General features: G+C 49.5%; 13 protein-coding genes. 8 read left to right on the top strand and 5 right to left on the bottom strand.

Annotation, left to right across the window (positions count from 1 at the left end):
• Positions 1 to 18 precede the first annotated feature (18 nt).
• Positions 19 to 951: a bifunctional riboflavin kinase/FAD synthetase gene (gene ribF, locus MPL1_RS02695; RefSeq protein WP_009725592.1), complete on the bottom strand. Its 933-nt coding sequence runs from the start codon at positions 949 to 951 to the stop codon at positions 19 to 21.
• Positions 952 to 1,073: 122 nt separating this feature from the next.
• Between ribF and MPL1_RS02690 the strand changes: the two genes are divergently transcribed.
• The 5 genes from MPL1_RS02690 to folE2 are packed head-to-tail and all read left to right on the top strand — an operon-like array spanning position 1,074 to position 5,293.
• Positions 1,074 to 1,319, top strand: coding sequence for an exodeoxyribonuclease VII small subunit (locus MPL1_RS02690; protein ID WP_200858778.1), 246 nt, complete (start codon positions 1,074 to 1,076; stop codon positions 1,317 to 1,319).
• Between the two features lie 26 nt (positions 1,320 to 1,345).
• Entirely contained in the window at positions 1,346 to 2,212 is an 867-nt protein-coding gene (ispA, locus tag MPL1_RS02685; protein WP_040576819.1) for a (2E,6E)-farnesyl diphosphate synthase, read from the top strand.
• Between the two features lie 5 nt (positions 2,213 to 2,217).
• Entirely contained in the window at positions 2,218 to 4,050 is a 1,833-nt protein-coding gene (gene dxs / locus MPL1_RS02680) for a 1-deoxy-D-xylulose-5-phosphate synthase (protein ID WP_009725589.1), read from the top strand.
• A gap of 44 nt (positions 4,051 to 4,094) precedes the next feature.
• Positions 4,095 to 4,487 carry a 6-carboxytetrahydropterin synthase QueD gene (gene queD, locus MPL1_RS02675; RefSeq protein ID WP_083859198.1) on the top strand — a complete coding sequence of 131 codons (393 nt, stop codon included), beginning with the start codon at positions 4,095 to 4,097 and terminating at the stop codon, positions 4,485 to 4,487.
• Entirely contained in the window at positions 4,484 to 5,293 is an 810-nt protein-coding gene (gene folE2 / locus MPL1_RS02670; protein WP_009725587.1) for a GTP cyclohydrolase FolE2, read from the top strand. Before queD ends, folE2 begins: the two co-directional genes overlap by 4 nt.
• A 92-nt stretch (positions 5,294 to 5,385) precedes the next feature.
• Here the strand turns inward: folE2 and MPL1_RS13580 are convergent, their stop codons facing one another.
• The 3 genes from MPL1_RS13580 to MPL1_RS02660 are packed head-to-tail and all read right to left on the bottom strand — an operon-like array spanning position 5,386 to position 8,679.
• Positions 5,386 to 5,565, bottom strand: coding sequence for a hypothetical protein (locus MPL1_RS13580; protein WP_152417557.1), 180 nt, complete (start codon positions 5,563 to 5,565; stop codon positions 5,386 to 5,388).
• Positions 5,562 to 6,683: a PepSY-associated TM helix domain-containing protein gene (locus MPL1_RS02665; RefSeq protein WP_009725586.1), complete on the bottom strand. Its 1,122-nt coding sequence runs from the start codon at positions 6,681 to 6,683 to the stop codon at positions 5,562 to 5,564. Before MPL1_RS02665 ends, MPL1_RS13580 begins: the two co-directional genes overlap by 4 nt.
• A 4-nt stretch (positions 6,684 to 6,687) precedes the next feature.
• Positions 6,688 to 8,679: a TonB-dependent receptor gene (locus MPL1_RS02660; RefSeq protein WP_235045507.1), complete on the bottom strand. Its 1,992-nt coding sequence runs from the start codon at positions 8,677 to 8,679 to the stop codon at positions 6,688 to 6,690.
• A gap of 142 nt (positions 8,680 to 8,821) precedes the next feature.
• Here MPL1_RS02660 and MPL1_RS02655 point away from each other — a divergent pair, with 142 nt between their 5' ends.
• Positions 8,822 to 9,811 (top strand): helix-turn-helix transcriptional regulator, encoded by a 990-nt coding sequence (locus MPL1_RS02655; protein WP_009725584.1) that lies wholly within the window; start codon positions 8,822 to 8,824, stop codon positions 9,809 to 9,811.
• A 79-nt stretch (positions 9,812 to 9,890) separates the two neighbouring features.
• Here MPL1_RS02655 and MPL1_RS02650 read toward each other — a convergent pair whose 3' ends face one another.
• Positions 9,891 to 10,532, bottom strand: coding sequence for a retropepsin-like aspartic protease family protein (locus MPL1_RS02650; protein WP_009725583.1), 642 nt, complete (start codon positions 10,530 to 10,532; stop codon positions 9,891 to 9,893).
• A gap of 48 nt (positions 10,533 to 10,580) precedes the next feature.
• Between MPL1_RS02650 and mobA the strand changes: the two genes are divergently transcribed.
• Complete coding sequence (gene mobA, locus MPL1_RS02645; protein WP_040576817.1) at positions 10,581 to 11,711, top strand: molybdenum cofactor guanylyltransferase MobA; 1,131 nt, start codon at positions 10,581 to 10,583, stop codon at positions 11,709 to 11,711.
• Positions 11,708 to 12,674 (top strand): molybdopterin molybdotransferase MoeA (gene moeA / locus MPL1_RS02640; protein WP_009725581.1); only part of this gene is annotated, 967 nt, incomplete at its 3' end. The genes mobA and moeA, both read left to right, overlap by 4 nt.

The following is a 12,674-nucleotide window of genomic DNA, read 5'->3' as shown; positions in this document are numbered from 1 at the left end:
GTGAAAGATTAACAGACCCTACATATCAAAATAGTCACGCGCCTGCTGCGCATCTTTGCGAATTTGCTGACTCAATTGCTCCAGCGAACTGAATTTGCCTTCATCACGCAATTTGCTCAGAAAATACACCTGGACATGTGCACCGTAGATTTCGCGATTAAAATCAAACAAATGCACTTCCAGCAAGGCTTTGCCTCCACCAATGGTGGGCCGCACGCCAATGTTGGCAACGCCATTAACGGGCTCTTCATCAATACCGAATAACTGCACGGCATAAACACCACTCAGCGGCACCTTATGACGATGTAGATAAATATTCGCCGTCGGGAAGCCTAATTGTCTTCCTCGTTTATCGCCATGTGCCACACGGCCGCTCATACGATAAGGCCGACCCAGTAATTTTTCTGCAAGTCCCAAATCGCCCTGATTGAGTGCTTCACGAATACGTGTACTGCTGACTCGCATCTGATCGACCGCAAAAGTGTGCATATTCACCACTTGAAAGCCATGGGCTCGTCCGGCTTGCTGCAGCAGGGCAAAATCACCCCTGCGGCCCTTGCCAAAACGAAAGTCATCGCCCACCACCAGATAGCGTACTTGCAAGCCCTCGACCAACAGTCGCTGAATAAACATTTCAGCCGACATATCAGCAAGTTGCCTGTTAAAGCGCAACACACACAAGTGTCGAATTGAGTAGGCACGCAAAGCTTCCACTTTTTCTCGGAAACGGGTGAGTCGGGCCGGCGCTTTTTCAGGGACAAAATATTCGAATGGCTGCGGTTCAAATGTGATGACAACCGCAGGCAAGTGCAACATGTCTGCTTTCATCGCCAGCTGATTCAGCACAGCCTGATGTCCCAGATGCACACCATCAAAATTCCCTATGGTAGCGACGCAGCCATTGTCGGTCGTGGATGGCAGATTATGAAAACCGCGAATAATATTTGGCATGGACCGTATAAAACTGATCAAAACACGACAGCGTAAACACAATTAAAAAAACAATCCAGCAGGCAATGGTCTGTTGATTCACATATAATGGCGTATTAAAGATTTTCTGTAGCGGGCCTGATATGGTGGCGAAACGCAAAAAACTTGACTATGAAGCCGCGGTCGCTGAACTCGAAACACTGGTTGAGCGACTGGAGCAAGGCGATATTAGCCTCGAAGAATCACTCAAACTCTACGAACGCGGCGTACTTTTGAGTCGCGACTGTCAGGAAGCACTGCAGGCAGCTGAACAAAAAGTACAGGTTCTGATGCAGCAGGCCGGCCAAGCCAGTCTGGTCGACTTTGAAACAGATAACGACGACACGTGACACAGATTTTTGCGCTCAATGACTGGATGCTTCAGCACCAGCAACAAGTCGAACTCGCCTTGCAACAAAGACTGGCCGACCGGGATAGCCTGACTTCTCTCCGTCTGCTCTCAGCGATGCGGTATTCAACACTGGATGGCGGCAAACGCTTTCGCGCCCTGCTGGTTTACGCTACAGGGCAAGCACTCGCCGCACCGGATACAACACTGGATGCCGCTGCGGCGGCGGTCGAAATGATCCACGCCTACTCTCTTGTTCATGATGATATGCCGATCATGGATAACGACGACTTGCGCCGAGGCCGCCCCACTTGCCATAAAGCTTATGACGACGCCACTGCATTACTGGTCGGTGACGCACTGCAAACCCTGGCTTTTGAAACACTTTGTGATGACGAAATTGCGCCGGTCAAACAAGCCCGCATGGTGAAAACACTCGCTCAGGCCGCAGGCGCTTTTGGTATGGCCGGTGGCCAAGCCATTGATCTCGAGTCCGTCGGCAAAACACTGGATTTAAACGCCCTGCAAACCATGCATCAACTGAAAACCGGCGCGCTTATCAGAGCCGCAGTGGCCTTGGGTGCTCAGGCCTCTGATAACTACGATGCAACTCAGGCTGAATCGCTTGATCGCTATGCTGCGGCCATTGGACTGGCATTTCAGGTGCAGGATGATGTGCTGGATGTGACGGCTGACACACAGACACTGGGGAAAACCCAAGGCGCTGATATCGCACTCAACAAACCGACTTATCCGGCGCTACTCGGGCTCGAACAAGCCCGACAAAAAGCACAGGACTTGATAGCTGAAGCCATCTCGGCGGTTGAATCTTTGGCCATAGACAGCCGTGCTCTGGTCGCCATTGCACATTATGTCATCAAGCGAGCGCACTAGAGGCTATGGACAGCAAGACCTCCTTACTCAAACAGATTAACAGTCCGGAAGACTTGCGGGCGCTCGAGCGCAAACAACTGCAACCTCTGGCCTCAGAAATCCGCCAGTTGATTGTCGAGAGTGTGCAGCAAACAGGTGGTCATATCTCATCCAACCTGGGTGTGGTTGAGCTAACACTGGCACTGCACTATGTGTTTGACACACCCTATGATCGCCTTGTCTGGGATGTAGGGCATCAGAGCTATACACATAAAATCATCACCGGCAGGCGCGACTTGATGCATACCATGCGTCAGCCCGATGGCTTGTCAGGTTTTCCTAAACGCAGCGAAAGTGAATACGACACTTTTGGGGTTGGCCATTCAAGCACCTCTATCAGTGCTGCATTAGGAATGGCACTGGCTGCACAAATGAATGGTGAAGATCGCCACAGCGTTGCCATTATTGGCGATGGCGCGCTCACCGCAGGACAGGCTTATGAAGCCCTGGCGCATGCCGGTGATCTGGATACCAATCTGCTGGTCATACTTAACGATAACGAAATGTCGATTTCGAAAAATGTCGGCGGTATGGCCAACTACCTGGCGCGTCTGTTATCCGGTAAGTTCTACGCCTCTGCGCGTGAGGGTAGCAAGAAAGTCCTGGAAATGATTCCGCCCGCCTGGGAAATTGCCAGACGTGCTGAAGAGCATATGAAAGGCATGGTCGTTCCCGGTACTTTGTTCGAGGAAATGGGCTTCAACTACATCGGCCCGATTGATGGGCATGATCTGGACACACTGATCGCCACACTGACCAACTTGCGGATGCGCAAAGGTCCTCAATTCCTGCACATCGTGACCAAAAAAGGCAAAGGCTATGAGCCAGCCGAGCAACAACCTTGCAAATATCACGGCGTCAGCCCGGCTAACAGCAAAAAATCAGGCCCCACCTACACCCAGGTGTTTGGCAATTGGCTGTGTGACATGGCCAGCGAATCCGAAGCCTTGATCGGTATTACGCCCGCCATGTGTGAAGGGTCTGGACTCAACGCCTTTGCTGAACAGTTTCCGGATAGATATTTTGATGTCGGCATTGCCGAGCAACATGCCGTCACGCTGGCAGCAGGTCTTGCCTGTGAAGGCAAAAAACCGGTGGTCGCTATTTACTCCACCTTCCTGCAGCGCGCTTACGATCAATTGATCCACGATGTTGCCATTCAGAATTTGCCGGTGTTATTTGCCATTGACCGCGGCGGTCTGGTCGGTGCCGATGGTCCAACCCATGCAGGTAGTTTTGATCTCAGTTATCTGCGTTGCATTCCCAACATGCTGGTCATGGCCCCTGCCGATGAAAACGAATGCAGGCAAATGTTAACCACCGGCTTCTATCACCAAGGACCTGCCGCAGTTCGATATCCCCGCGGTGGTGGGCCGGGTAGCCAGATCTCCACGCAACTGGAAACACTCGAAATCGGCAAAGCGGCGCTCGTTCGCCAAGGCAAAAAAACAGCTATCCTGGCATTTGGCAGCATGTTGGCGCCAGCACTGCAGGCGGCAGAAAAACTTGATGCTACCGTCATCAATATGCGTTTTATCAAGCCACTGGACACAGCACTGATTGACCAGCTAGCCGAGCAGTATCAACTGCTGGTCACCATTGAAGAAAATGCCTTGATGGGTGGCGCAGGCAGCGCGGTCAACGAATATCTGCGACAAGTCGGCCACAACATTGATATTCGCATGTTGGGCTTGCCGGATCGCTATGTTGAACATGGTGAACATCAGCAAATGCTGGCCGATTGTGGGCTGGATTCAAACGGATTGGTCGATACCATCAATCGTTTTTTTGCGTCATAATAGCCTGTTACCCAGCATAATTCCCGAGTATAATAGTCAACATTATGAGCGCACTCTATACATTAAAAATTCTGGCTGACTTCGCTTCTGCCCACACCCTGAGAGACTACCCAGGGGATTGCAAGCGTATGCATGGTCACAACTGGAAGCTTGAAGTCGAAGTGACCGCGACAGCGCTCAATCAGCATGGCATGGGCATGGATTTCAAAACCATGAAAACCGCGACCCGTGAATTGGCAAAAACGCTGGATCATCGCTACCTGAATGATATTCCGCCGTTTGATGAAATCAATCCGACGGCAGAAAACATTGCCCGATTCTTTTATCAGCGACTGAGCAGCACCCTGAACACAGACACTGCCAAAGTGTCAGGCGTCACGGTCTGGGAAACCGACCGCGCCTGTGTCAAATACAGTGAGGAAACACCAACACCATGACCGAACAGACCAAACCTGTCGCCGCTGGCGAAATTGAAGATGTCCAGAACATCAAGGACAAACGTCACATCGCTATTGATAAAGTAGGCATCAAGGACATTCGCCATCCGGTCGTGGTCAGTGATCGCACCACTGGTGAACAGCACACCATCGCTAATTTCAATATGTATGTGAATCTGCCACACGAGTTCAAAGGCACTCACATGTCTCGTTTTGTTGAGATCCTCAACCAGCACGAACGTGAAATTACAGTTAAATCATTCCACGAAATGCTCGGCGAAATGACCGAGCGTCTGGATGCCGAATCTGGTTACATCGAAATGAGCTTCCCATATTTTGTCAACAAGGAAGCACCTATTTCAAAAGTGCGCAGCCTGATGGACTATCAGGTGAGTTTTATTGGTGAAATCAATCACCAGAAAACCAGCATGACTGTTAAAGTCATTGTGCCCGTGACCAGCCTGTGCCCCTGCTCCAAAAACATCTCTGATTATGGTGCACATAACCAGCGTTCACATGTGACACTGACGGTGAAAACCGACAGCTTTATCTGGATCGAAGATTTGATTGATCTGGTCGAAGAAGAGGCCTCATGCCAAATCTATGGCTTGCTGAAACGCCCTGATGAAAAATACGTCACCGAACATGCTTACGACAATCCAAAATTTGTCGAGGACATGGTGCGTGATGTGGCAGCCAGACTGAATGCTGATGATCGCATCAAAGCCTATATCGTCGAATCTGAAAACTTCGAGTCGATTCACAATCACTCAGCCTATGCCCTGATAAGCAAAGGCTTCGACTGATTCAAGGCCAGATCAAAAAAAAGCCGGGAGCTCCTAACGGTCTCCCGGCTTTTTTGTTTCAATCGAACGCATACTTACGATGTTTTGCTGACTTAGTCTGTGCGATTTATGCTTTTTCTGAGTACTGGTAAGCAATACCAAAGCGGAATCAGCAGACACAACCATGCCACGCCATTCCAGACACCATCTCCCATTAGCGCGGTCACCAAGCCGATAATGGTCACGACGAATAAAACAACCGGCATCAAAACGGGGTGATTACTCAACATCATGACTGCAATAACTCCTGCCAGTTATCTGGGTTATAACGTTGCTTTCTTCTCACCCACCACAGATATAAACCGGTTATCAGCACTACCGTAGATATCAAGGTAAACAGGAACCAGATCACTTTAAGCATCAGGCCACCATAATCACCGAAATGCAGCGGCTGCGATAACATCAACGTTTTCATGTACCAGGGCATTTCACGACTATCGGTAATAGTTTGTGTTACAGCATCGACCAAAACGGGCCTTACCAGTTGTGCGGTTCTTGGCGTGGCGCCACGCAAATAAATGGTGTAGTGGTGTGCATCTGACATCATTGATCCTGGCATGGCAATAAACCAGGGCACCATCTCCGGAAAGGGATCTCTGGCAATCTCCAAGGCATGATGCACACTGCCAAACTGAGTTTTATCCGGCGCTGGCGTGTTGTGATAGGCACGGGTCATATCCGCCACCTGATCTGCACGCCAGAAATACACCAGGTATTCACCCCAGCTGTTGATCAAACCCGTACCTCCGACCACCAACATCCAGCCAAACACAACCATGCCCAGAACATTATGCACATCCAGCCATTTGGCCCGTTTTGATTTACCGTTACGAATTGCGCCAAACTCTCGTCGCCCTGCAAATGGTTTATAAATCATCACACCTGATAGTAGCGACAACACTAGTGACACCGCGATAATGCCCAGTAAAAATGTGCCGCCTTTACCCATTAACAGTTGCGTATGCAAATCTACAAAAAAGGCCAGCGGCTCGGCTTCATCATGGATAATCTGCCCATCATAAGGTGAGACCAGCAGTGAAATATTGTGATAGGGCGCCTCATCTGGCGTATCTGCCATTGACATAATGACCGTGCCCGGTTTGTTGTCATCCCAAACAATAAACTGCACGACTTTATCCTGTCGTCGCTGTTCAGCGGCTGCAACCAGCGTATCCAATGCCAGTTCATCCAGATCCTGTCGTTCAGCGCTGCCATAGCCCATCCAGTATTCAATCTCGGCTTTGAACACCAATGGCAAGCCTGAAACAAACACCACCAGCATCACCAGCATAGCGATCAGGCTGCTCCACTTGTGCAGCCAGATCCAGAATTTAAGGCGTTTTAACAACATCCGCTTAATAACTCAGTGTTAACTTAACGCCTATCTCACGCCCTCTTCCCAACTGGTATAAATTGCCCAGTCCAGGTCCACCATTGAACATATACACTGCATAATCTTTATTGCTCAGATTATTGCCGTAGAGATCCACATTGACATTGTGCTGGGGCTGCCAGCGTAAACCGGCATTCCAAAGCGTATAGGACGATTGCTTATCTACATTTTCCTGATCGAAGTACATAGTGCCGGTATACAACGCATTGGTATGAAAGCTGAGCTTACCGATTGACTGAGGCACTGGCAGGTCATATTCCAGACCGACATTTGCAGTCGAGCGAGGCACATACGGTGTGGCATTACCTTTCAAATCGGTATCAGTAGCATCATAGTCGGTAAATTCCGCTTTACTGTATGCCCACATGGCAAACAGGTTTAGACGATCGGTGGCCGCAAAATGACTATCAAAACTGATGCCTTTGACTTCGGTCTCACCGATATTGTCCAGATACTGATTTGGTGCAAACCCCAGATATAACTGGTAATCATCGGTTTTGGTGAAATAGGTCGCTGCCGATAACCATAACCGTTCATCAAGCATGCGTGTTTTGATACCCATCTCGTAATTGCGCACTTTTTGGGCGTCATAGCTCTGATTCACAATAGCAGGCGTTGAAACCCGGGTGAAACCACCTGATTTGCTGCCTTCGCTGTACAAGGCATAAACCCGGGTTTCCGGTGTTAGCTGATAGCCAAATACCAGTTTTGGTGACGTGCTGTAAAAAGTGTCACTGCCTTGATTAGTGATTCCGGCAAAGCTGGCATCCGCTTTTACTTTATTTCGATCCAGCCGCAGCCCGGTGGTGATATCCAGTTTGTCAGTCACATACCATGTGGCTTCACCGAATGCGGCCATGGTTTCCATGGTCTGGTTGCTTTCCATTAAAGAGCCAGGCCGCGCAAAACTGAAATCAGTATCTTCGTAGTACAGCCCGGCCAGATAGCTGAAGGTGTCATAGGCACTGGGCAATGATGTAATGCGAAGTTCCTGTGTAATAGTCTTTTGACTTTCCGGGCTGGCCTGTGAAAACACCACACGATTAAAGTCACGGCCCTGATAACTGGTCAGTGAAGATACTTTTACCTTGTCAAAATCATAGCTGGCGATAAGCCCATAGCTATCCAGGCGCAAGCTGTATTCATTTTCGACCGGGAACGCTCTTCGCCGACTGAAATCACTCTCAGGTACATATTGTTCTTCGGAAGATCGAATCTCGTCATGACGCAAGCTCAACATCACATCCCATGGTGAATTTTCCGGAGCCCAACGTAATCGGCCCTGAATCTGCTTATTGAGACTGTCACCCAGATCTTTGCCACTTAGCAGACCTTTGTACTCTCCATCTTCATCGAGATAATGTCCTGAGAGATCGAAAAACAAACCACTATCTCCCAGCGCCTGATTCACGCGCCCACTGACCATTTGCTTCAGATTGCTTTGTGAGGTGCTGAGCTCAAAATCCTTACCTTCACCAGGTTTATCGGTAATGATATTGATCACCCCGCCGACAGCTCCACGGCCATACAATGTTCCCTGCGGTCCATTCAGTACTTCTACCTGACGTGTGGCAATCGGTAATGCCTGGCCCAAGGTACCTTGATCCTGTACCAGTCCATCGACATAGACCAAAACATTGGGCACATAAAAGTCCATCGAACTTTGCCCACGTAAGGAAATGTTGTTATAGATGCGCGCACCACGTTGCAAAATCGACAAGCCTGGAGCCAGGCCGTTTAACCCATCCAGTGACTGAACATCGGTTTTTTCCAATGTTTCCTTGCTGATGATCTTGGTTTCAACATCCAGCTTTTCCAGTTCTGTCGAGCGTTTACTGCTGACGACCAGCGTTGAAAGTTCTACAGATTCATCCTGCGTTTCTGCCCATGTCACCGGACTGTTGGCTATGGCTATTGCCATCATCCAATAAAGTGTTTTTTGTTTATTCATCATATCCTCGCTGTTAAATACTGCGACAAGACTAAGTTTGCTTTCAGCCGCGTGCTAATGGGATTAGGGAAAAAACAAACGGGAAAGGGTATTATTTGATAATACGAATCATTATCAGTTTAGAATACTCGTCAGGAGATGCGATATGCGGCAATTAAAAATCAGCGAACGGCCGGTTCTTCAGCGCGACCCGACACAGGAAGTGGGAAATGTTGGCTATGATTTTGATAAATACATGAGTGAACTGACAGGAATCAGTGGACGCTCCTGTCGTCTTAATCTGCGTGATGGACTTGATCTTTCAGGTTTTGATTTAAATCTGGAGACACTTACACACACTGCGCACATGAAAGCGGAGCCCTGTGTGACCATATACATCATGTTGGAAGGCAAGGGACGAGGAGAGATTTATCCATCCAGCAGCAATCAGACATTAGACATCCCCTACCAGCGGGGTTGGACCTACATTTCCGTCATGTTTGAGCCGGTCAGCGGTTGTTCGGTGTTGCCACCTAATACGCTGTTTAAGGGCATTGATATTCGTTTTACGCTCGACTTTCTGAAAAAACTTCAACAATTTGACCTGTTTAAACAACTGGATAAAAATCATCCAGCCTGCATCACATCTTCTGATAATGTCTGGCTGGGCTGCACACTCACCAATCGTCTGATCGATAAGGCTGCCCAATTCATCATTGATAATATCTTCGGACCACCAGACCACGATCTGCAACTGGAAGCGCACGCCCTGAATATTCTGGCGAATCTTTTGCAAATACTTGAACAAGGTCGAAAAACCAACGTCGAACGACCATTAACTCACAGAGAGGCAAGCAAAATAGAACAAGTACACCAGATGATGTTGGAAAATATTGCCTTCCCATGGACTATCAGTGAACTGGCCCGAAAAGTCGGGCTTAACGAGAAGCGATTGAAAACAGGGTTCCGTGTAATCTATGGCCAGCCCATCCACCGTTACCTGCAACGACAACGACTAGAACAGAGCAAAATATTGCTATTAGAGCAAGGGTTATCAGTCACCGAAGTGTCTCTGAATATCGGTTATGCTAACCCCAGCTATTTTGCCTATTTGTTCAAACGTGAGTACGGTTGCTCACCTTCATCATTGCGTTAGGCGAGCAAGCCTCTACTAGTCCAAGTGACAACGACACTTGGGTCTTAGGTGAATCACCCAGGCAAAACGGTTGCTGTGTTCAGAAACGTTGCAGCAATTCCAGTCTGTCACCTTCGCGCTTAATTTCCAGGGTATCCAGAAAACTCATCCCCAATAATGTCTGTTGGGGTTGCGGCCCATCAATGACAATTGCCCGGACGTTGTAACGGCGAATTTCTCCAAGCTCGACGCGTTCCAGGCGAACTTCATAGGCTAATTCCTCGCCCGAAGCTGTTCTGACACCCACGCGGGGAGCATTCAGATAATCCAGCCCGAGTCGCCTTGCTGTGGCGGCATTCATCGCAATGGCGCTGGCACCGGTATCCACCAGCATGTCGACGCTGAACCCGTTAATAGAGCCTGTAGTGGAATACAAGCCATTGCGTGGCCAGACGCTCACGCTGGCCTGCTGCGGCGGGCTGAATGTGCCACCAATGGTTCCACCGAGTTCAAGCTCTGTTGTTTCGCCGTTAATATCTAATAGTGCACGCTGACTGTTTGCACTTAATAAAGTGACGCCTTCCGGTGTACTCTGATTGGGCGACAACACATATTGCTGCCGATTGATTTCAACGACGGCAACATCCCGAAACAGGCCTACCACCTGAACATCAAGCGCATCAGCCCAAACAAATGATTGATTTAGCAGTATAATAAGCGCGTATAAGTGCGGTGAGATCATGTGTTATTCCGCAGTTTTTGCATCAATGAAATCTTACAGCGAATAATCATGAAGCGTGCAACTTTTCCCAGTGTGAACGGAGTAATCCTGGCAGGTGGCCAGGGTCGACGCATGGGTGGGCAAGACAAGGGACTGATCAGTTATCGGCAGCAGCCATTGATCCGCCATGTAATTGACCGGCTCAAGGGTCAGGTTGACTCACTGACCATCAATGCCAACAGGCACATTGAGCAATACCAAGCGTTTGGTTATCCGATAGCGACGGATTTACTGGAAGGCTACCAAGGTCCATTGAGCGGCATGCTGTCTGCGATGAAACAATCCCGGGCTGATTATATTTTAACAGTGCCGTGTGACTGTCCACAGATAAGCTCGCTGCTGCGCAGAAGACTGATGGAAAGCCTGTTAATGCATCAGGCTGATATTGCCGTTGCGCATGATGGTCAACGAATTCAGCCCGTATTTGCGTTAATTTCTCGCAAGCTGCAGTCTGATTTGGAACACTGGCTTGCCTCGGGCGAACGCAAAATTGATTTGTGGATGCAGCGGCATCAGCTGATAGAGGTTGATTTCAGCGACCAGCAAGACTGTTTTATTAACTTCAATCACCCTGAAGACATCACCGAGCAGAGGCCGGTAGAGTTTCCTCTACCACTTTTGGGATTTGCCGCCTTTAGCGGCACTGGAAAAACCAGTTTGCTGGTGAAGTTGATTCCAGAGCTCAAGGACCGCGGCCTTCGGCTTGCAGTGGTCAAACACGCACATCATCGCTTTGATATCGATGTGCCGGGAAAAGACAGTTACCGAATGCGTGAAGCGGGTGCCAGTCAGGTGGTCGTTGCTTCACGTCGTTTACTGGCACTGATGCATACACATGCTGATCGCCGGGACGAACCGGTGTTAGCTGAGTGTTTATCGCGTCTTGAGCAGCAGCATCTTGATCTGGTACTGGTTGAAGGATTCAAACAGGAGCAGTTTGCCAAAATAGAACTGCATCGCCCTGACCTTGGCAAGCCGTTACTCTATCGTGATGATCCCTCGATTATCGCTTTTGCCACTGACCAGGCGGTCGATGCCCCCCCCGAACTGCCAGTGCTGGATCTGAACAATCTGACTCAGATCGCAGATTTTGTTATTGAGTTTTGTCGAACTCAAAAGCAGCCAATGGAGATCGCATGACGGAATTTAGCCCTCAGCCCAGTTGCCAGGATCCGGTTGAAGCAATCAAACTGGATGTCGAGTCTGCCCGGGCCAAGATTATGGCCGCCATCACGCCGATTAACAGCTGGCGCAACTGTGCGCTGAGAGAAGCATTAGGTGAAGTGCTGCATGAGACAATTTACTCACCTGTTCAAGTACCCCCACATCACAATTCGGCGATGGATGGCTATGCCATTCACAGTCGGGACTGGCAAGCTGGAATACACAGCTTTCAACTCGCCGGTCACGCCTACGCAGGTCAACCTTTTTCTGGCAGCCTGACAGCAGGACAGTGCGTCAGAATCATGACCGGAGCTGTCGTTCCAGAGGACTGTGACACGGTGGTGATGCAGGAGCGATCTGAAGTCAACGACTTGTCTGTCACACTGCACGAAGACGTGCGAGCTGGACAAAATGTTCGTTATGCCGGTGAAGATCTTCAAATTGGCGATGTCGTTGTCGAACAAGGCAGGCGTCTTACGCCTGCCGACCTGGGCCTTATCGCTTCGCTCGGTATGGCTGAACTTCGGGTTAGACGTCGGCCACGTATTGCGTTTTTTTCGACTGGCGATGAATTGAAATCACTCGGTCAGCCATTGGCTCCCGGTCAAATCTATGACAGCAATCGCTATACTCTGTTTGGCATGTTGCAACGCTTTGGCGCAGACATTCGAGATATGGGTGTCGTTGCCGATGACAAGGACGCGCTCAGAGCAGCATTCCTGCAAGCCTCAAGCGAAGCGGATGTCATTATCACCTCCGGCGGCGTGTCTGTCGGTGATGCTGATTATGTCAAAGACATTCTGACTGAACTGGGCCAGGTCAACTTCTGGAAAATTGCCATGAAACCCGGCAGACCGCTGACCTTTGGTCATGTAGGCAGCGCAGTGTTTTTTGGACTGCCCGGAAACCGGGTTTCAGTCATGGTGCTGACTTTTATCC

The sequence above is a fragment of the Methylophaga lonarensis MPL genome (genome assembly GCF_000349205.1).
Classification (GTDB): domain Bacteria; phylum Pseudomonadota; class Gammaproteobacteria; order Nitrosococcales; family Methylophagaceae; genus Methylophaga; species Methylophaga lonarensis.
The sequence above is the reverse complement of the archived record's forward strand: the minus strand, read 5'-3'. Positions and strand labels throughout refer to the sequence as shown.